The organism is Paenibacillus sp. BR1-192 (assembly GCF_029542445.1).
Taxonomy (GTDB): Bacteria; Bacillota; Bacilli; order Paenibacillales; family Paenibacillaceae; genus Paenibacillus_AQ; species Paenibacillus_AQ lautus_A.
This window is the reverse complement of record NZ_CP120718.1, coordinates 3,008,052-3,028,173: the sequence shown is the minus strand read 5'-3', so window position 1 is coordinate 3,028,173 and position 20,122 is coordinate 3,008,052. Positions and strand designations below refer to the sequence as shown.

The 20,122-nt window shown below is 51.4% G+C and carries 15 protein-coding genes, 1 pseudogene and 1 other annotated feature; of the genes and pseudogenes, 7 read left to right on the top strand and 9 right to left on the bottom strand.

Annotated features, from left to right (window positions below; all coding sequences use genetic code 11):
- Positions 1 to 179: 179 nt before the first annotated feature.
- Positions 180 to 1,400 (top strand): RNA polymerase sigma factor, encoded by a 1,221-nt coding sequence (locus P0X86_RS13530; RefSeq protein ID WP_213578013.1) that lies wholly within the window; start codon positions 180 to 182, stop codon positions 1,398 to 1,400.
- A 74-nt stretch (positions 1,401 to 1,474) separates the two neighbouring features.
- Here P0X86_RS13530 and P0X86_RS13525 read toward each other — a convergent pair whose 3' ends face one another.
- The 4 genes and pseudogenes from P0X86_RS13525 to nirB form a co-directional block, all read right to left on the bottom strand.
- Entirely contained in the window at positions 1,475 to 2,272 is a 798-nt protein-coding gene (locus tag P0X86_RS13525; RefSeq protein WP_213578011.1) for a PP2C family serine/threonine-protein phosphatase, read from the bottom strand.
- Positions 2,269 to 2,735: pseudogene (locus P0X86_RS13520) on the bottom strand (HIT family protein). The gene P0X86_RS13525 and the pseudogene P0X86_RS13520 overlap by 4 nt, the downstream one beginning before the upstream one ends.
- 43 nt (positions 2,736 to 2,778) lie before the next feature.
- Positions 2,779 to 3,001 (bottom strand) — a binding site (T-box leader).
- Positions 3,002 to 3,075: 74 nt separating this feature from the next.
- A complete protein-coding gene (nasC, locus tag P0X86_RS13515; RefSeq protein ID WP_277748661.1) occupies positions 3,076 to 5,196 on the bottom strand; it encodes an assimilatory nitrate reductase catalytic subunit NasC in 2,121 nt (706 codons plus the stop codon).
- A gap of 31 nt (positions 5,197 to 5,227) precedes the next feature.
- A complete protein-coding gene (gene nirB, locus P0X86_RS13510) occupies positions 5,228 to 7,381 on the bottom strand; it encodes a nitrite reductase large subunit NirB (RefSeq protein ID WP_277748660.1) in 2,154 nt (717 codons plus the stop codon).
- 436 nt (positions 7,382 to 7,817) lie between these two features.
- Between nirB and P0X86_RS13505 the strand changes: the two genes are divergently transcribed.
- Positions 7,818 to 9,044, top strand: coding sequence for a nitrate/nitrite transporter (locus P0X86_RS13505; protein WP_036665266.1), 1,227 nt, complete (start codon positions 7,818 to 7,820; stop codon positions 9,042 to 9,044).
- A 132-nt stretch (positions 9,045 to 9,176) separates the two neighbouring features.
- On the opposite strand, the gene P0X86_RS13500 is transcribed toward P0X86_RS13505, so the two are convergent.
- From P0X86_RS13500 to P0X86_RS13490, 3 genes are read right to left on the bottom strand one after another with little or no spacing between them, the layout of a single operon-like run.
- On the bottom strand, positions 9,177 to 9,566 hold the full coding sequence (locus tag P0X86_RS13500) for a hypothetical protein (RefSeq protein ID WP_249732688.1): 390 nt from the start codon (positions 9,564 to 9,566) through the stop codon (positions 9,177 to 9,179).
- Between the two features lie 55 nt (positions 9,567 to 9,621).
- Complete coding sequence (locus tag P0X86_RS13495) at positions 9,622 to 10,182, bottom strand: VanZ family protein (protein WP_277748659.1); 561 nt, start codon at positions 10,180 to 10,182, stop codon at positions 9,622 to 9,624.
- Positions 10,179 to 11,105, bottom strand: coding sequence for a M15 family metallopeptidase (locus P0X86_RS13490; protein WP_277748658.1), 927 nt, complete (start codon positions 11,103 to 11,105; stop codon positions 10,179 to 10,181). The genes P0X86_RS13495 and P0X86_RS13490 overlap by 4 nt, the downstream gene beginning before the upstream one ends.
- A gap of 193 nt (positions 11,106 to 11,298) precedes the next feature.
- Between P0X86_RS13490 and P0X86_RS13485 the strand changes: the two genes are divergently transcribed.
- Together P0X86_RS13485 and P0X86_RS13480 are read left to right on the top strand one after the other, a co-directional pair.
- The gene (locus P0X86_RS13485) at positions 11,299 to 13,035 is read left to right on the top strand and encodes an ABC transporter ATP-binding protein (protein WP_213578002.1); all 1,737 of its coding nucleotides are present in this window, start codon (positions 11,299 to 11,301) and stop codon (positions 13,033 to 13,035) included.
- A complete protein-coding gene (locus P0X86_RS13480; RefSeq protein ID WP_277748657.1) occupies positions 13,028 to 14,875 on the top strand; it encodes an ABC transporter ATP-binding protein in 1,848 nt (615 codons plus the stop codon). Before P0X86_RS13485 ends, P0X86_RS13480 begins: the two co-directional genes overlap by 8 nt.
- A gap of 99 nt (positions 14,876 to 14,974) precedes the next feature.
- Here the strand turns inward: P0X86_RS13480 and P0X86_RS13475 are convergent, their stop codons facing one another.
- A complete protein-coding gene (locus tag P0X86_RS13475; RefSeq protein WP_277748656.1) occupies positions 14,975 to 15,787 on the bottom strand; it encodes a sugar phosphate isomerase/epimerase family protein in 813 nt (270 codons plus the stop codon).
- A gap of 98 nt (positions 15,788 to 15,885) precedes the next feature.
- A complete protein-coding gene (locus P0X86_RS13470) occupies positions 15,886 to 16,503 on the bottom strand; it encodes a LysE/ArgO family amino acid transporter (RefSeq protein ID WP_277748655.1) in 618 nt (205 codons plus the stop codon).
- A gap of 145 nt (positions 16,504 to 16,648) precedes the next feature.
- Between P0X86_RS13470 and pdxR the strand changes: the two genes are divergently transcribed.
- The 3 genes from pdxR (at position 16,649) to qoxA (ending at position 20,104) form a co-directional block, all read left to right on the top strand.
- Entirely contained in the window at positions 16,649 to 18,097 is a 1,449-nt protein-coding gene (gene pdxR / locus P0X86_RS13465; protein ID WP_277748654.1) for a MocR-like pyridoxine biosynthesis transcription factor PdxR, read from the top strand.
- 175 nt (positions 18,098 to 18,272) lie between these two features.
- Positions 18,273 to 18,668 (top strand): hypothetical protein, encoded by a 396-nt coding sequence (locus P0X86_RS13460; protein ID WP_277748653.1) that lies wholly within the window; start codon positions 18,273 to 18,275, stop codon positions 18,666 to 18,668.
- A gap of 431 nt (positions 18,669 to 19,099) precedes the next feature.
- A complete protein-coding gene (gene qoxA / locus P0X86_RS13455) occupies positions 19,100 to 20,104 on the top strand; it encodes a cytochrome aa3 quinol oxidase subunit II (RefSeq protein ID WP_096773452.1) in 1,005 nt (334 codons plus the stop codon).
- Positions 20,105 to 20,122 lie beyond the last annotated feature (18 nt).

Below are 20,122 nucleotides of genomic sequence, written 5' to 3'. Positions count from 1 at the left end.
CTTCCCATATACATGATGATGACATCATATGCACAAAACGCCTTTCTTTCTTGTGCCTTTATAGGATGATGAATATAAATGCATTAAAACCTAGATTCCGAGAATGTTTCGTTCCACTGTGGCTTTTTGCATACCTCCGGTGTCTAATAAACTGTAAGGTCAAGAGGAGGTTCTTATCCATGTCTAGAGCTCATGACAAACTCCCTGGTTATCCGGATAATCAAGGAACAAAACGAACATTTGAAGATACGTATGATGAATATCGCCCGAGGATCCGGCATTATCTCGCACTGAAATTGAATCCGACGGCGGCAGATGACTTAACCCAGCAAGTGTTTTTAAAGGCAATGGAGAACCTTGATAAGTTTAACGGAACATCCAGTCTGTTCACTTGGATCTTCAAAATTGCTCAAAACACAGTCAAAAATGAGTATCGAAGTTTAGCGCGAAAAAATGAAAAACCTTATGACTTTACACGTTTTGAATCGCAGTCCATCTCCCTTGATTTTGCAGGTTATGTTGATATTCGAATTGATATCGGAGCGGCGCTTAAGAAGTTAAGCGAACGGGATCAGCAGATCATATCTTTACGATTTTTTGTGGATTGTACGCTGCAGGAAATTTCCCAGATTGTCGGCATGCGCGAGAGTGCGGTGAAAAACCGATTGTATCGGTCCTTAGCGAAGCTGAAGAAAGAATTAAGAGAATGGGGTGACATCACGATTATGTCGATACTCGACTTGATATCCATTGAAAGTAAAAGTGAGGCAAATCATCATCAGAACAAGGTGCATCAGGACCTGTTTCAAGAACTCAAGAATAATGTAGAACAGATGGCCGCGAAATATAATCATCAGCCTTCCCGCAAAATCGTTATTGAAATTTATCCCGACCTGCCCACATTCCATCAAGCCGTAGGCGAAAGCGATGCACCTAATTGGTTCATGGGCACGTTCGATAACTGCACGTTAAAAATCGTCTCGCCCTTGAACCCGGGACCCGAGCATACCTACCACTCGATCCTCCGGTCCACCCTGCACTTGTATGCCATGTGGTTGATTAGTGATATTAATCCGCTGGCACCTAGATGGATCCGTCAGGGCATCGGGGGGTACGAAGCTCAGCAGATGTCGGAAGACTTCATCCGAAGCACGACGACCGAAGCCATTCTTAATCGGGCAATTCCAAGCTTCGAGGATCTGAATGATGATTCCTGGGATTTCGGCAAAACAGGATTTCAGTTTTCATATTTGATCGTTGCGTTCATGATTGAAAAATACGGGTTAGATTCATTGAACCAATTCATTCGCAATCCGGATGATTATTACGGCATCTTCCATCTTTCCAAGGAAGATCTTCATGAACAGTGGACGAAAAATCTCCAGCACCAGCTTAATTAAATCAATGGAAACCCGGTCATTGACCGGGTTTCCTAGCCTTTTTCAATTGAATTCATCATGCCTTGCATCATTTCCTATCTTGAACCATCGGATGGATAGCTGGGATGATGCTCGAGCTCCACTTGCCATGCAATCATGGTGACGCTGTCCTTGATCCCGCGTTCATGCGACATTTGCATGAAATCCTTCACGCCTTTTTCCAGATCAACGCCACGCAGCTGTTTCATATGTTCCAGAAATAACGGTCCCCATTCTAAAGCGCCATCGGTGCTTAATACAATCACGTTTTTCCCGGAGCGCAGCTCTCTTACGCCCGTGGAATAACAAGGGACCTGCTTATCGAAGGTGTTTACCTTCCCTATCCATTCGTAGAAATTCCGTTGATTGAGCAAGGTTTGCCCGAGCGCCGTCAATTCGGGATGAAGCAGATAAAGCAGGCAATCCCCGACGTTAAACCACCACAAGTATTCTTCGCGTCTGCAGCATAGCAGACAGGAAGTTTCACCCGCAATTCCCCTGCAATCCTCGCGAAAGCGTTCGGAAGTCAACATGCCCAGCAAATAGTCATGCAGGTTTTGAAAACACTGCTCGATTGGCTCTCGGAGGATGCCAGCAATCTCGGAAGCGGCCCCATCGATATAGGATAAGACGAGCTGGGCGCTCTCATCGGTTTCATGGGCATCCAGCAGCAGGACGAATTCCAAATCAGATTCCGCATCTATCCAGATATAAGCGCCATCCTCGTTTTTATCCGCCCCGGCTGCCGAGCTGCCGCCATACCGGCCCAGTACCCCATGGGAAACCGCAATCGTCTGCGGATCGTCGAGGAACATGCTGGAGCTGCCGTGCCACTTCACGATATAGGGTCTCATGGAGAAACCTCATCCTGCGCCATACAACGCCTGATTCGCGAACACACTTCTTCGATCTGAGCGGCATCACCTCGAGGGGCTTCCGGCCAGCCGCTGATTCCAAACCCCCAATAAGACGGGGGCGTATTCGGATAACGCGGAATCAGATGGATATGCAGATGAGGGACGTGATCTCCCAGCACGAAGGAATAGATATGTTCCGCGCCTAAGCATGCTTTCAAGGCGCGACTCACCCGGGTCAGCATCCGTCCGACGGCGGCCGACTCATCGTCCCGCAGCTCCGCTAATCCCGATACATGCCGCTTGATATCGATCATAATATATCCCAGATAAGCTTCGTTGGAATCGGAAGAAATATGGCCTACGTAGAGCAGCTCATCCTCATAAATCGCTCCCCCGGTAGTTGGATCTCTCCCCGATGCTTTCGACAGATAAAACAATCGCGCTCTTTCGCGTTAACCATATGAACCCTTCCCTTCGATAAAATATAAAAAGCCCGCCATCCCATAAGAGACGACAGGCTAACTACCCGCGCGGTACCACTCTACTTGATCCGATCTTCATCAAATCCGCTTGAAGCCCGATCACGAAGGCTAAACGTCAAGGCATACTCCATTTCTGCCTCACCACTCATGGGCGAGCTTCGGAATCCTCATGGACTGCATTTCACCATTGCTGCAGCTCTCTGAACCATGAACGATTTCTACTACTCCCAATCATTGTGTTTGTATATAAAATTGTTCCTATTATAATTTTCCATATTCATCCTGTCAATGAAGAACGGACTCATTGTTGCATCACCCTTACCTCAATGACCGTATCCGGACAGCAGCTGTCTTAAAACCGGGCATCTTGCAGAACGGATCCAGCTCCGGCCGGGTCGCATGATTGACATTCTGCACGCCGCCCCAATGCATCGGGACGAACAGCGTGTCTTCTCTTATATGTTCTTTAATCCTGCTGCGTACGGAAAAACGTCCATGCTCCGACACGATTTCCACCCACTCCCCGTCGCGGATTCGGTAACGCTGCGCTGTAATCGGGTGGATCTCCACGAAATTTTCAAGCTCGCGTGCAAGTAGGGAAGGACTTCTCCGGGTCTGCACGCCCGTCAAGTAGTGTGACAGAAGACGGCCATTGGTCAGAATGAGCGGATACTCCTCGGACACCCCCACCCATGGATTCCCCGGCGTCACGGAAAACACGGCCTTTCCGTCTGGATGGGCGAACGACTGCCGAAACAGAAGCCCCGTCCCCGATTCTTCTTCAGAGGGACACGGCCAATATACTCCCTCTTCCCGGCGCAACCGATCATAGGTGATGCCGAAATAGTCTGCAATGCCGCCTTTGCTTGCAAGCCTCAGCTCATTAAATATCTCTTCGGGCTCATGAAAGTCAAAATATTCACCCTTGCCCAATCTGTCTGCGATCGAACATAGAATCATCCAGTCATGACGCGCCTCCCCAGGCGCCGGTCGAGCCGCCTTCCGGAGAAGAACCCGTCCCTCCAAATTCGTCAGCGTACCTTCATTTTCCATATAGGAGGTTACCGGCAGGACAAGATCGGCGAATCGGGCCGTTTCGGACATAAACATATCCGCAACCACCAGAAAATCGAGATGGTTCAAGCCTTCCTCCACAAGCCCCGCATTCGGATTCGAAACAACGGGATTGGACCCCATCACGAAGAGCGACTTAATTTCGCCTTCATGAATCAGCTCCATCATCTCGTAGGCAGAGACGCCCTTTCCAGGCAGGCTGGAAGCCTTAACGCCCCACACGGAGGCAACATATGCCCGGTCCTCCTCATTCTCGATCGATCGATAGCCTGGCAGCTGATCGGCCTTCTGCCCATGCTCTCTTCCTCCCTGGCCGTTTCCCTGACCGGTGATCGCCCCGTATCCGCAGCCTTCCCTCCCGACTTTTCCTGTTGCCAAGACCAGATTCAGATAACGGCGTACCGCAAGATGGCCATCCGTCTGCTGCTCCACCCCTCGGGCCGTCAGCACCATCCCGGTATCCGCCATAGCATAGGATACGGCGGCCTCCCGGATCAGCTCCACATCTAATCCGCATAAATCGGCGGCCCGTGATAAATCGAAGCTGCCCAAATAGGTTTTCAGTTCCTCGTAACCCGTAGTTCTTGCTTGAATGAAGCCTTCGTCTAAGAGACCTTCATCCACGATCATCTTCAGCATCGCATCCGCCAGCATGGCGTCCGTCCCAGGTCTGATCGCCAAATGCATATCGGCTATTGCGGCCGTTGCGGTTCTGCGCGGATCGATGACGATGATCTTCGCCCCATTCTCCTTGGCCTGGTTGAAGTAAGGGAGCAGCGTAGGCTGGCATTCCGCTATATTGGTGCCGGCCAGCACGATGCAGCGGGCAAGAGGAATATCGGACAGCCTGAACGTCAGCCCCCTGTCGATTCCAAAGGTTTTGCTCCCGGCAGAAGCTGCGGCCGACATGCAGAAACGGCCGTTATAATCGATATACCGGGTACCGAGCACCACCCTGGCAAATTTCCCGAGCAAATAGGCCGTTTCGTTGGTCAGGGACCCGCCGCCGTAGACGGCATTGGCATCGGGACCATATCTCTCGGATATCGCCTGAAATCGATCGCTAATCACGGCCATCGCTTCATCCCAAGAGCAAGGAACGAGTTCGCCGTTTGAACGGATCAGTGGATGCTGCAGCCGCTGGGAATGGGCTGCGTGCTGATGCGCATTCATGCCTTTGACGCACACCCTGCCTTCGGAAGCGAGGTTCGGTATCCCCTCCACCTTATACTTGGCCCTGAACCGTCCCGGGACACTCTTCTCTTCCTCTTCAACCGTCATCTTGCACTGTACGCTGCAAAACGGACATTGTGTCTCTACCACGGCCGCAGCTCCTCCCGCAGCGGACGATTCCGAATAAACCATAACTGACCGCCTCTCCCTATATTTCGCTTGTTTAACCCACTTGTGTCTTCCATTCCCGCCGAGACAGCATCTCTGCAAGCTCTCTTTGCAGATCGTGGTCCAGAACATGCTCCCGGATCGAAGTCACACCCGTACGTTCCACCCATTTCCACAACGGTTCCTCATACAAGCCGTTCTGCCGGTACCACTGCAAACAAGCGGATGCGAGCTGTATTACATCTTCCTCACGTTCAGCAACGCCGATCAATTGTCCTTCACGGACAGGGTGGACCGCATGACCGCCGAGATAAACCTCCCAGCCTGCGGGCGAAGACGATATTCCGATCCCCTGAACCAGTATGCTGACGGACGATGCTAGACGATCGGACACCCCTGCATGTACAGGATAAGGCAGCGATACCTCTTGCCATCGAAGGCGAAGCCATTCTCCAATGCGCCGAATGCCTGTCGCCTCCATCCTCGAGCCTTCCGTGTCTTCCATCCATACCTGAACGCCTTGGTAGAGTCCATGATCCGCTTCGGAGTCATCATGCCAAGTCTTCCGAACCGGTTCATCACCGTTCCCTATCCCCGTCATTTCAAGGTAATAACGCAGGGCTGGCCGACAGACTATGCATCCGCCCGGCTTCTTCCAGCCCTGATGGAGCATGAAATCCGATATCGTATGACAGCCTTGACTCACCGCATGGGTAATCGCTTGCTTCAATGAGGAGTGCCCCAGCTTCGTGCATTCACATACGGGAATCTCGCCTTGCGTTATGGCCGCCCTCTGCGAAGCCCTCTTTTTGCCGCTTCGCGCATGTTTGACCAGGGCATCCACCATTGGCCGGCAGCCGCCGCACGAACCGGATGCCCTGGTCAGCTGCTTAACTTCATCCGTGCTTTGGAGATTGCGATCGGTAACGGCCTGCATGATCTCCGCTTTGCTCACGCCGTTGCAAGCACACACCGTTTCATGATCCGGGAGCGTCTGTGCAGCTGCTTCCGCCGAGCTTACAATGCCTTCTTGCGGGATAAGCTCCGAGACAGCCGCGCCCTTCTTCACCATGGACAACAGCGCGGAACCCTCAGTCGTGTCTCCGAACAGAATGGCACCCGTAACCCTGCCTTTGTGCATGATCACTTTTTTGTACGTGCGGCTTACGGCATCGTATTGCTGAATGGCGGTTTCCGTTTCGATCCCCGATATCGCGCCAGCCGAAAATACATCCACACCCGAGACTTTTAGCTGGGAATAAGGAATCGAACCGACATAAGGCTCGGCCTGCCGGCCGCAGATAACCCGGGCAAGCACCTTTCCTTGCTCATACAGGGGAGCGATTAGGCCGTAACTGATCCCCCGGTGCTCCGCGCATTCTCCCACCGCATAAATATTCGGCTCACTAGTCCTCATGAAGTCATCCACCAGGATAGCCCGCCCCGTCAGCAGACCGCTTCTCTGGGCCAGCTCCACGTTAGGCCTGATCCCTACGGCAAGCACCACTACATCCGCATCAAGCCGAGTTCCGTCGATAAACCGAAGACCCTGCGCCCTTGTTCGGCCAACGATTCGCGTGGTATCCATCGCCAAGTGGAATCGCATCCCTTGGCTTTCGAGCTCCTGCTGCAGCATATGGGCTGCCGTCCGGTCCAGCTGCCGGTTCATGATGTAAGGGGCATTATGAACCACATGGGTTTCCATGCCGAGATGGAGAAGTCCCCGGGCAGCCTCCAACCCCAGCAATCCCCCGCCAATGACGGCCGCTTTTGTGTAGACCTTGGACATTTCGGTCATTTTCGTGCAATCATCCACCGTCCGAAATGAAAGGACGCCTTCCTTATCCGTCCCGGGGATAGGCGGAACGAAAGGGGATGAGCCTGTTGCCAGAATTAATGCATCATAACCTTCCCGTTTACCGGAGACAGTCTCGATGCAGCGGGCTTTGACATCGATATGATGAACGGCTTCACCGGTCAATAACCGGATGCCATGCCGCTCATACCAAGACCAGTCGTTCAGGATAATATCCTGGAGGGAATGTTCGCCTTGAAGGACTTTGGACAACAGAATCCGATTATAGTTGGGGCGAGGTTCGGCGCCGAATATCGTAATATCGAAAAGCTCCGGCCCAAGCTGGAGTATTTCCTCTACGCACCGTATCCCTGCCATTCCATTTCCGACAACAACGAGCTTCTTTCTCTTCATGAATTACCTCCACTCTACCCTTGTCACTTTCATGTAAGAAAATACGAAACGCCCTTTCCCTGGGGACAGGAAAGGGCGTCATTGCCATCAAAACCGGCACATCCTTGTGCCATATTGGTATTCGTAACATACATCTAGCTTAGTTGACGAAATTCGATATGTCAATATATGTGACATATATTCATCGGAATTTTAATAATTAATAATTATTCGTTTTTTGTGTGATGTATATTGACATTTATTTGACCTGTTATCTATAATGTGAATCAGCAAAATCATATATTTCACAGACGGAAGACACAATGACGTGTCTGCGTCTTGGGCAACGAGGCCGCAAGTCGTTCTGCAATGGGCGAATTGCGGCCTTTTTATGCCTGCATCTGGAGATCCGCACCAGGTATAGAGAACGTACACATTTGGATAAGGAGCGATAACCATGGAGAAGAAAGGATTTTGGCAAAGCGGGCACAAGCCCTCCCTGTTCGGTGCTTTTTTGTATTTCGATATCAGCTTCATGATATGGGGCATGCTCGGACCGCTTGCGGTAGTCATTGCCGGAGATTATCCGATGGATCCGGTGCAGAAGGCAAATCTGGTGGCACTTCCCGTTCTGGGCGGCTCGATACTTCGGCTCGTACTAGGTTTCCTTGCCGATCGCATCGGCCCGAAGCTAACGGCTCAGATCGGGATGGTCGTCACGCTGGTCCCTCTTTTGCTTGGCTGGTTATGGGTAGATTCCCTTGATCAATTGTACGTCGTTGCGATTCTTCTCGGCGTCGCGGGAGCTTCGTTCGCCGCAGCACTTCCCCTTGCGGGACAGTGGTATCCCAAAGAACATCAAGGCCTGGCGATGGGAATCGCCGGAGCCGGGAACAGCGGCACCGTCCTGGCGACCCTGTTCGCCAACCGGCTGGCGCAGCATTTCGGAAGCTGGGAGATTGTCTTCGGACTTGCCATCATTCCCATTGTATTGGTCTTCATCTACTTCTCGTTGTTTGCCCGCAACAGTCCGAATCGGCCTGCCCCCAAACGGCTGTCCGAATATGGCAATGTGCTTAAACAGCGCGATGCTTGGGTATTCTGTGCCCTGTACTGCGTGACGTTTGGCGGCTTTGTCGGGCTCGCCAACTATTTAACGATCTTCTTCAACACCCAGTATGGCCTTTCCGCGGTTCAGGCTGCGGACATTACAACGATCTGCGTCATAGCAGGGAGCTTCTTCCGCCCTGTAGGCGGCTTTCTGGCCGATCGTATCGGCGGCTCGCGAATGCTGATGTTTCTCTATGCCGGAGCTGCCATTATGCTGATCGGCGTCTCCTTCTTGCCGCCGCTATGGCTTGTCGTCACGCTGCTGTTTATCGGCATGATGTGCCTAGGCGCAGGTAACGGTTCCGTATTTCAGCTTGTCCCTCAACGGTTTGCCGGCGAGATCGGCCTGGTTACCGGGATTGTCGGGGCTGCCGGAGGCTTGGGCGGCTACGCGCTTCCGCTGATATTGGGTCGATTGTACCAAGCGACAGGATCATACACCGCCGGGTTCATCATTCTGAGTTTCATTGCCGCCGCATCGCTGGCCCTTACGATTGTGATGCAGCTGAAATGGCGGCGCAGCTGGCTCCGCGGCGTGCCATCCGGCGCGCAGACCGGATCGGCCGAGGCGTGAGAGAAAGCGAGATCCATGTTAACGCTGCGACTTTTTCACGGCATATTGCCAAAGCAACGGTCGATTAGCGGGCACCCACGCAAAAAAAGCATCTTATCGATGCTTTTTTTGTTTGGGATAACGGCCATGCCATCAGTCGGCTAAATTCACGACGTCATGCTGAACCGAAATTCTGACAAAATAACGATTCGGCCATATCTTGGTTGTCACCACGACATCCTGGTCATCCTTTTCAAAAAAATAGCCGGAGCCCTCTTGCATTACATAATGCCAATCCTCGCGCTGCATCCGCTCCTTAATCATTTCAGCCGGTTGCCTCATCTTCGTAAGATACAGTCCATGGCCGTTCGAAGGATCATCAATCTTTACGACGGATTTGTCGGTGGTATGAAGCGAATACATCAGTTTGATATTATTCCAACCGATCGAATGGATATATAATGCGATATTTATGACGAACATGACAAAGACCAATCCGATGGAACCGAACAAGATCCTTTTCCAGCGTTTATTCACGATCATAACCACCGCCTTTATAGATATGTCTTCAACGTCAAATCGGTACTCATCATCAGGTTCAAGATGAGGCCTCTTGCTTCTTCGCCCCCGATAACGGCTTGCCCTTCCCGCCCCTACCCTCATCAATATGGGATTGTTTTTCCGATAAGGTTAGTTTTAAGACGAGGACCATGGAACAGCCTATCACCCCGCCAGCCGTATTCAGGATTAAATCGTCCACATCAAAGCTTCCCATCGAAAAGAGAATCTGCGAGCACTCCAGCCCAAGGCTTAGCCCGAAGGAAGTCACGAAAGCGCCAAGCCATCCCATCCACTTGTTTTTCAGCAATACACTGACGAATATGCCATTGGGTATGAAAATCGCGATATTTCCGAACAGATTGATCACGTCATGCGGGCTCGAGAGTCGTTTCATATTTTGATGAATGGACTTAAACGGCGTAAAATTGGCAAATTGCAATCGATTCTGCATATATTCGGGATTATCCATCGAACGCTGCAGCTGCTGCCACAGAAACGAAATGTTCACGTCGCCGAATTTGAACAGAATGATTTTGACCAGCACATATACATACAACGCATACAGCAATAATACCATCCATTTAGGCGTTAGTTTCATTCATTCTCATCCTTGCCGAGCTGCACCGTCACAATCATGCCATCGATGTTGTTGCCGGATATCTCATACTCGCTGCCGGCCGGAACTTCAATTTCCGTTTCTTTCGCCTGGACGGGTACGTACTCGATTTCGTAGGCCTTCCCGTTTACGGTTGCCTTATAGTTTTTTTTCTCCTTGAGAAAATCCAGATACTCTTCGAGCGTAAAATCCAGCTCGTGCATGATCATGCTGTGCGGAAGCCCAACATAACGAAAATGCCACGGCTCATACTGGATCCCTGTGACATCCGTCTTGTTCTGGGGGTATCTCAAAATGAATCCATGCGCCCAAGCATGCTTCTTCAGCCACTCGCCCTCCGGAGATTGATCGATCGCCTTCTGCGTAGATCCGATATCCATGGATAACCCAAGGTTATGTTCGCTGTAGCCTGGTGGCAATGCATAATCGGCGCCTTTTTCGCGATATAACGCCTCTTGTTCGCTCTCATCCCGGTACCCGCTGCTGATCATGAAGTGATTGACCCCGTCCTCTCCTGCTGCTTGGATCATATCGCCAAAACGCTCCGCCACAGTGCGCGATAAACGGATCGTGTTGTCAAGAACGACGTAACCATTCATTAAGTCTTGATCGTGAAACAAATTCACGATATCCGTCGGTACGGCTGCCGGATCCAGCGGGTGATCCTTGTTGACCAAAACCAGATTCCCCTGCGTTACTTGTTCATCTGTCACTGAGACCGTTTGAGCCGCTTTATTCCCATCGTTATCGTATTCTGATTGAGGATTCGCCTGCGCGTCGGAGCCAGCGTTCATATCCTGTTCCTTATGTGTTCCTTCGTTATCATTCGCGTTTGGCGTCTCCGTTAGTGCGGTCTCGCATCCGACCAACAGGAAGATCACGAGCAATATCAAACCCTTCTTCAATTTCAACAACTCCCTCTATCTTTGTCCCACCATCTTAAAGAATATAGTTTAAGGAAAAGTAGGGAAAAGTTAAAGTTTTTCTTAAGAGATGCGAATCCCTCCCGGGCTTTCGTTCTTTACCCTTTGACAAGGCTGAAGCCCATGGCTTACCTTGGTATTTAGACTAATAAGAATAAAGAAGGTGCCATTATTCTTGCTTAAACTATTTCGTTATTTACGTCCTCACTGGACAGCGGCCCTGCTTGCACCGCTGTTGATGCTGCTGGAGGTCGCCATGGATCTGCTTCAGCCCATGCTGATGGCCAGCATTATCGACCGCGGCGTCATGCAGAACGATACGGCACACATCCTCAGTACAGGGCTGCTCATGCTGGGAGCTGCAGCCATCGGGCTGCTTGGAGGTCTCGGGTGCACGATTTATTCTTCCATTGCTTCACAGCGTTTTGGCGCCGACCTTCGCCGGGATTTGTTCCGCAAAGTTCAGACCCTGTCTTTCCGCAATCTGGACGACATCTCAACCGGGTCGCTCATCACCCGGCTTACGAGCGATATCGTTCAGCTTCAGACGATGGTGCAGATGCTGCTGCGCATCTTCGTACGCTCACCGTTTCTTGCCATAGGAAGCATGATCATGGCGGTGATCATCAGCCCCAAGCTGGCCATCATTCTGGCTATTGCCGTTCCGTTGCTGTTCGTCGTGATGTTTTTCCTGATCCGGGCTACCCTGCCCTTGTTCGCCACCGTTCAGAAGAAACTCGATAAGGTGAATACGGTATTGAAGGAAAATTTCGCCGGAATCCGGGTCTCCAAGGCATTCGTGCGTGCAGGTTACGAGAAGGACCGATTTCATGATGCGAACCACGACTTCACGCAAGTTTCGGTAAAAACCCAGAGGATCGTTGCGCTCAACATGCCCATCCTGACCATGATTCTGAATGTCAGCATCGTGGCCGTCCTGTGGTTCGGCGGAAAGGATGCTATCGGCGGATCCTTTGAGGTCGGTAGCCTGGTAGCCTTTATAAACTATGTCACGCAGGTATTGTTCTCGGTTTCGTCCGTGGCCATGATGCTGGTAAGGATTTCTACGGCCAAGGTCTCCGCTGACCGTATTCAGGAGGTCATGCGTACAGAATCCGAAATTGTGAACGAGGTTCAACCGGCAACCGATGCGTACAAGCAAGGAGAGATCATGTTTGACCGCGTTACCTTTTCCTATAACTCGGAGATGCAGAAGCCCGTACTGCGCGACATCAGTTTCAAGGTTCGACCAGGACAGCATGTAGCCATTATGGGTGCAACAGGTTCGGGTAAAACCTCTCTGGTATCCCTGCTCCCCCGTCTGTACGATGTGACCTCCGGGCAGATACGAATCGACGGAACCGATGTGCGGAGAATGGAGCTGTCCGCTTTGCGCGAACGAATCGGCATCGTCCTGCAAGAATCCATCCTTTTTACAGGCACTATAAGGGACAACATCCGCTACGGGAAACCGGACGCTTCCGATGAAGAAGTAATGGCCTCGGCTAAAGCTGCCCAAGCGCATGATTTCATTACTTCCATGCCGGATGGCTACGATACCGTGCTTGGACAACGCGGCGTGAACCTGTCCGGCGGACAGAAACAGCGGATATCCATTGCGCGGGCATTATTGCTTCAACCCGCCATTCTGATTCTTGATGACAGCACCAGCGCCATCGATACGGGAACGGAGTCGCGGCTTCGGAAAGAGCTGGCCCGTCTGATGAAAGACCGGACCTGCCTTATGATAGCCCAGCGGATCTCATCCGTGATCGACGCCGACCTGATATTGGTGCTGGATGACGGGGAATTGATCGCGAAGGGCACGCACCACGAGCTGCTTGCTTCCTGTGAAGTATATCAGGACATTTATCGATCGCAATTCGGCAAGGAGGTGTCTTCTCATGGCTAAACCGAATCAGGATTACAAGCATGCCCATCATACGGACGGTCCGGACCTTAGCATGCGAGGCGGCAACGCCATCCGCGGAATGACGATAGCCAAAGCCAAGCCGAAACATACGATGGATACGATACGCCGGATATGGAGCTATATCCGTCCGTTCAAAGGCGGCATGATGGCTGTTTTCGTATTCACGCTCGTAACGACGCTGCTCTCACTGATTGCCCCTTATCTGCTGGGGAACGCCGTGGATCATTACATCATCCCGGGAGACATCAGAGGACTTATGGGGTTATGTGCGATACTTCTTGCCGTTTATGCTGGCACCGCGCTCACGGCATGGCTTCAGCAGCATGTCATGGTGAAAGTCTCCCAGCTGTCCATTCTGGCCATGCGGCGGGATATCTTTGCAAGGCTTCAAGTCCTGCCGCTCCGCTTCTTCGACAGCAAGACGCACGGCGAATTGATGAGCCGCACGACCAATGATATCGAGAATGTCTCCGGTACGTTGAATCAAAGCGTAACCCAGCTCATCTCCAGCGTTCTGTCCCTGATCGGATCGCTTGCCATCATGCTGTACCTCAACGTGTGGCTTACGCTGCTCAGCATGGTGACCATACCGCTCGTCATGCTGTTCACGAAGACGGTGGCAAGCCGGACAAGAAAGCATTTTTCCAAGCAGCAAAGCTTGCTGGGAGAGCTTAACGGATTCATTGATGAGACCGTTTCGGGCCAAAAGGTCGTGCAGGTATATCGCCGCGAACGGCATGCCGCTGCCCAGTTTGATGACATGAACAAAAAGCTGACCGACGCCAGCATTCAAGCCCAGATCTATTCGGGCACGGTCGGGCCGGTTATGAACGTACTGAATAATGTCAGTTTTGCCTTGATTGCAGCGGTTGGCGGCTACATGGCTTTCAAGGATTTCACAACCGTCGGGGTCGTCGTTGCGTTTCTGAATTATTCGAAGCAGTTTCAACGGCCTTTGAACGATCTGGCGAACCAGTTCAACCTGGTGCAATCTGCGGTTGCCGGGGCAGAACGGGTCTTTGAGATTATCGATACGGAGTCCGAATACCAAGGCAATGAACAGACAAAAAAAGCGGACGATATGTATGGCGAGGTACGATTCGACCATGTGTCTTTCAGCTATAAGGAAGGCGTCCCGATTCTGAGGGACGTTTCGCTTACCGCCCGGCCGGGTGAGACCGTTGCGCTCGTCGGCCCGACAGGCGCCGGCAAAACCACCATTATCAATCTCCTCACCCGCTTCTATGAGATAGATGATGGCGTCATCACCATAGATGGCAGCGATATCCGCCAACTGGATAAAGACAGTCTGCGCAGTCAGCTGGGGATCGTGCTTCAGGATGCTTATGTATTCTCGGCATCGATCCGGGAGAACATTCGATATGGCCGGCTGGATGCCACGGACCAAGAGATTGAAGCCGCCGCCAAGCTTGCCAATGCCCATGACTTCATCATGAAGCTGCCCGATGGCTATGACACGCAGCTCCTGTCGGGCGGCGGCAACCTGAGCCAGGGCCAGCGGCAGCTCTTGACGATCGCTCGCGCCGTGCTTGCCGATCCCGTTATTCTGATTCTCGACGAGGCAACCAGCAGCATCGATACCCGAACCGAGATGCATATTCAGACCGCCATGCGCGCCCTGATGCGAGGCCGGACCAGCTTTGTCATCGCCCATCGTCTAAGCACGATCCGCGAGGCCGACCAGATTCTTGTCATGAATCATGGCGGAATCGCGGAGCGCGGCACACATGAAGAGCTGCTGGCCAAGCGCGGCTTCTACTACGAGTTGTACAACAGCCAATTTAAGCTGACCAGCTAACGGGTGTTGGAAGTTTTCTTTAGCTGCTACTGGCAAAATCATTCAAGGACCGATTCTCTAGAATCGGTCCTCTTTTTATCCTTAAGAGAAAACATCATGTCATTCTTGTACGACTCGACCGGTATTGCTCACGATCCGCTTCACGGCCCCAATGATCCATTCCATTTCCACGTATTGGTTGCCCGGCGCGTTGTATTCGACGCCCCAATATCCCCGATAGCCCCCGGCGAGCAGGCAGCGCACCTTCTCTTCCGCATCGGGATGAACCGCGGTCTTCGCATCGAAATGCGTATGCACCGTCCACGGGGCAACCATCTCGTCGCCTTCGGCCTCATCCGCCCTCCATCTTCCTAGGTGAAGCAGGAAACCAAAAGCCGGATGCCGGACTTCCTCTGCAATCCGCTTCATTTCCCGCGGGAGCAGGGAGGCGCCCATATGGTTTTCCGGGCCTACCGTATAACCGTTATCCCCTGCACGCTCCGCCAATTCCCGATAGCGCTTAACCAGGTATTCGAATTGTTCGTCCGGCATTGGCTCCGCTTCTTTATAACCGCCGCCGGTGTCGATCCGCACCGTTTCGGCCCCCAAAATTTCTGCGGCATCCAGATGGGCAAGCGCATTTTCATACAACTTCTCCCGCATGTCCGGGTCGGGATCCCATAGATGAGCCCCGTCAACAGCAAAGTTAACCACGCTCATCTCCTTCTCATCCAGCGCTTCCCTGATTTTCCGTATGTAGCTTTCGTCGGCAAGCTTGTATATGGGGCCGCTTCGATCGATGAAAAAACCGTTCCACAAATCAACCGCATCCATTCGGTATCGATACTTCACCGTCTCCAAATAACCGAACACATCCATTTTGCCGTCGAGAAATGTGTTATAAAAAGAATAGCCGCCAATCGAAATGTTCATCGCATTGCCTCCTCCTATTCCCGGGTTACATACAAACTTATCACATTTTCTATTCCTTAATTAGCATAAATTCTCAGTCCCTTCTAAATTTCTCCTCACTAGGTTTGAATCAAATGAAAGACGAGATAAGCGGCCGTCCCCCACATAATCACCGCCGATATTCGGTTCAGCGCGAATAGCAGCCTGCCTGACGGATCCATTCTTCGGGCCGCCCTGCCGGCAATTCCGAGTCCCAGAAACCACAACCAGGAGACGGCGATGCATATAACGGTAAAAATCACTTTGTCCGCCCCTTCATATTGAAGCGAGCTCGTGCCGATGACGCCCATCGTGTCCAGAACCGCATGCGGATTTAACAGCGACACGGACATGGCAAATACGATTTGCTTCTTGGGAGAGAACGAACGGGCGCTTTCCGGGTCCTGACCTGAAGGCTTACTCCTCCACGTCGCCGCTCCCATATAGACCAGGAAGCAGATGCCCAATGTAAATAACGTCAATTTGATCCATTCATATTCCAAAACGATCACGGATACGCCCAACACCGCCAATGAAATCAGCAGCGTATCGCATAACGATGCGGTAATAATGACGGGCAGCGCCCTAATAAACCGGGGTTGGACGACACCTTGATTAAATACGAACACATTCTGCACGCCCAAGGGAAGAATTAGGCCAATAGCCAGAATGAATCCATGAAGTATAACGCCTATCATTTGAAAGCAAACCTCCAGTACATATTTTCACCATTGTAAGGGAGGTGCTTGACTGCGTCTCCAACCAATTGGTTGGTATTCGACCCAACCAATGATGTAAACTGGGCATAATACTATAGAAACGTTGTCAGAAAGCAGGTTGTCCATGACAGAAGAATGGAAATTGAATAAAGCTTCCGAAGTGCCCCTGCATCAGCAAATTTATGATCACATGAAGAGCCGAATCATAAACGGGGAATGGCCTGTCGGAACCCGACTTCTCCCGCAGAGGGAGCTTGCCGCCAAATTTCAAGTCAACCGCAGCACCATCGTTTATGCCTTGGGTGAGCTTGCGGCTGACGGTTTCATAGAATCCCGGGTGGGACAAGGCACGGTTATTGTGAACAATACTTGGAGCGTATTGGCCGCCACGCCCCCGCCTGATTGGAATCAATACGTGAAATCCGGCTCCTACCAGCCGAACATCCATATGATCCAGCAGATCAACCGTGCGGAAACCGATCCCGAAGTGATCCGACTCGGTACTGGCGAGCTTTCGCCTGAGCTCCTCCCGACCGCCCAAATGCGGGAGACGTTTAACGGCAGCATGTCCAGCCGTTTCACTTTGGGATATTCGGAACCGAAAGGCAGCCTATACTTAAGGGAAATCATCAGCGATTATTTGAATAAGAAGGGGATATCCGCCTCTCCTTCTTCCATTCTTATCGTCTCCGGCGGGCTGCAGGGCTTGCAGCTTATTTCCCTGGGGCTGCTGCATCACGGTTCCGCCATCCTGGTGGAGAATCCCACTTACCTGAACTCGATTCATGTATTCCAGTCGGCTGGTATGCATTTGCACGGCATCCCGATGGATGCCAAAGGGATCAGAACGGAATCTATCGGAAGGCTCAAGCGTCAGCACAGAGCCGCCCTGCTCTACACGATCCCTGCCTTTCATAACCCTACCGGCACGATGATGTCTTCCGACAGACGGACGGAGCTGCTGCAAATCTGTGCCCAAGAAAGATTGCCCGTCATCGAGGATGATGTGTATGGCGATTTATGGTTGGATACTCCCTCTCCGCCCCCTTTGAAAGCTTCGGATAAACAAGGACTCGTGCTCTATATGGGCAGCATGTCCAAAACCCTCGGGCCCGGACTGCGCATCGGATGGGTCGTCGGGCCGGAGCCTGTCATCGATCGGCTGTCCGACATTAAAATGCAGACCGATTACGGGTCCAGCTCGCTGTCCCAGCATGCTGTCGCGGAGTGGCTCTCGAGCGGATCCTATGAGAAGCATCTCGTTCAGATCCGGGCAGAGCTGATGAAACGCAGAGACTTTACGCTGTCGTTGCTGGAACGATATTTTCGAGATATTGCCCACTGGAATAAACCCCAAGGCGGATTTTATGTTTGGCTCCGCATCGCAAAGCCGATCTCCATTCGTACGTTATTCGAGCAGGCGTTGAAGGAAGGCCTGCTGCTCAATCCCGGAAATATTTATGACCGTAACGACCAGCAGCATCTGCGGTTATCTTTTGCCTACGCCTCCTACGATCAACTGGAGAAGGGACTTATTCGGCTTGCGGAGCTTATTCGCCTCCATGTGTTGTAAACAGCAAAAGCAAAGGGCTATTCCGAGGAATGCCGTACCCTCCCGGATTAGCCCTTTCTTTATTCAGCGCGCCATCATGTTATCGTTTATGCTTGCTTGCAGCCTACACATGACGCCGTTCCATCAGATTGATCCCAATGCCCATGCACAATACCCCGATGAGCAGTAATTAACCATGCTGAGAAGTCCGTCGAGCAAACTTTGCAGAACACTCACTTTCATCGAGTTCTCTCAGCTTTCATCGCAAATATCCTACGGGTTCGTTGCATCCGTACTCGCGGGTCCCAAGGAGATTACCGAAAATACCGACGTTGCGAGCAGTGTGACAAATAGCATTGCAGGCCTGGCGCGGAACAACGGCGCCAAAAAGAAGCCCGTGAAAAAAATGGCGCTGCTTCCCAATGGCCAAGGCAATGGATCCGGGTCAACATGCTGGAGCACGGGGACGAAGGCGCAAAGCCAGCTCAAAACAAGAAATAAAAACCATATCCAGAACGACCGCACCGGCTCTCCTCTCTTTCCTGTCAAGCGTTTCACAATTCCCAGCAAAATATCTCGTTCCAATTTTTAGTTATATCATATCACAAGCGTCTTCGAGCCTTTTGGTTAAATAAGTAAACTGGAAATAAAAATCGAGTTCGATTTTATTGTGAAAAATTACACTTTCACGTCTAAACCCTTATCAGTACTGGGATTTATTCGGCAGGTTAAGGAGGTGAAAGCAGTGAAAAACAGGCCCGGAATTGTGACGAAACTGGTAACTCTCGTGAATGTTTGAACAAAGTATGAACTGCCTCAAAACCGCGCCACTACAATGATTTCGCTCACAACCCTCCCCTTTTGTAACAAATTGAACACATAAAATTACATACATTGACACGAATATGGATTTATTTGTTATTTATACAAGTTTATGTGTTTTGCAAAGCCGACCGGAACTTTCTACTATAGATGTGTCAGTAACATTGAATCGAACGAACGTTTCAAGGAAAGGGGTACATCATGAACAAAAGAGGGCCGTTATTTGCATTGTTTTTATGCTTTACCTTGCTCTTATCGGGCTGCAGCTCGCTCACGGTATTAGATCCGAAAGGACCGGCTGCCAGAACCCTATCCGATACAATCATATTCTCCATTCTCATGATGGTCGGAATCCTAGCGGTAGTTTACGCGCTCTATATCTACATGCTCACGAAATATCGAGCCAAGAAATCCAACGAAGGTTATGAACCGCCACATGAAGAGGGCAACAAATGGCTGGAGATTCTGTGGACTGCCATTCCGATCCTGATCGTTGCCGTGCTCTCGGTCGTAACCGTCAAAACGACGGTGGCCGTCGAGAACGTGCCTGAAGGCTACGAGAACCAAGAGCCTCTGGTCATTTATGCTTCCTCTTCGAACTGGAAATGGCATTTCAGCTATCCGGAAGAAGGAATCGAAACCGTCAATTACGTTAACATTCCGACCAATCGTCCGATCGAGTTCCGACTGTATTCGTTCGGTCCGATCACAAGCTTCTGGATCCCTCAGCTTCACGGACAGAAGTACGCGATGAGCGACATGATCACCAAGCTGAACATGGTTGCCGACGTACCGGGTTCGATGATGGGCCGTAACGCGAACTTCAACGGCGAAGGTTTTGCCCATATGGAGTTCGAAGCTCTTGCCATGACCTCTGCCGAGTATGATGAGTGGGTTCAGGATGTAAAGGATACGGCGCCTGAACTGAAGGAAGATGAGTTCAAGAAGCTTCTGGAGACCGCGCATGTCGGGCGAATGACCTTCTCTAACACGCATCTGGAATTCAGCCCGCCGCCATCCGAAGACCATCATCATGGCGGTGACGTCAACGGCAATGAGGAGCATCAGGACCATAAAGACGTCCACCCGGATCCTGCAACAACGGAAGAAACGGAATTTGACAGCGAAACGAACGTGGATCCAAACGAACCGCTGCCGAACTTCCCGGCTGAAGAAAGCCCAAATCATCAACATGATGGACATTAAATCGGTGAGTGAAACGTT

Coding starts and splice junctions, on each gene's coding strand:
- P0X86_RS13530 (WP_213578013.1), top strand. CDS start 180: ATGTCTAGAGCTCATGACAAACTCCCTGGTTATCCGGATAATCAAGGA.
- P0X86_RS13525 (WP_213578011.1), bottom strand. CDS start 2,272: ATGAGACCCTATATCGTGAAGTGGCACGGCAGCTCCAGCATGTTCCTC.
- nasC (WP_277748661.1), bottom strand. CDS start 5,196: ATGGTTTATTCGGAATCGTCCGCTGCGGGAGGAGCTGCGGCCGTGGTA.
- nirB (WP_277748660.1), bottom strand. CDS start 7,381: ATGAAGAGAAAGAAGCTCGTTGTTGTCGGAAATGGAATGGCAGGGATA.
- P0X86_RS13505 (WP_036665266.1), top strand. CDS start 7,818: ATGGAGAAGAAAGGATTTTGGCAAAGCGGGCACAAGCCCTCCCTGTTC.
- P0X86_RS13500 (WP_249732688.1), bottom strand. CDS start 9,566: ATGATCGTGAATAAACGCTGGAAAAGGATCTTGTTCGGTTCCATCGGA.
- P0X86_RS13495 (WP_277748659.1), bottom strand. CDS start 10,182: ATGAAACTAACGCCTAAATGGATGGTATTATTGCTGTATGCGTTGTAT.
- P0X86_RS13480 (WP_277748657.1), top strand. CDS start 13,028: ATGGCTAAACCGAATCAGGATTACAAGCATGCCCATCATACGGACGGT.
- P0X86_RS13475 (WP_277748656.1), bottom strand. CDS start 15,787: ATGAACATTTCGATTGGCGGCTATTCTTTTTATAACACATTTCTCGAC.
- P0X86_RS13470 (WP_277748655.1), bottom strand. CDS start 16,503: ATGATAGGCGTTATACTTCATGGATTCATTCTGGCTATTGGCCTAATT.
- pdxR (WP_277748654.1), top strand. CDS start 16,649: ATGACAGAAGAATGGAAATTGAATAAAGCTTCCGAAGTGCCCCTGCAT.
- P0X86_RS13460 (WP_277748653.1), top strand. CDS start 18,273: ATGCTGAGAAGTCCGTCGAGCAAACTTTGCAGAACACTCACTTTCATC.
- qoxA (WP_096773452.1), top strand. CDS start 19,100: ATGAACAAAAGAGGGCCGTTATTTGCATTGTTTTTATGCTTTACCTTG.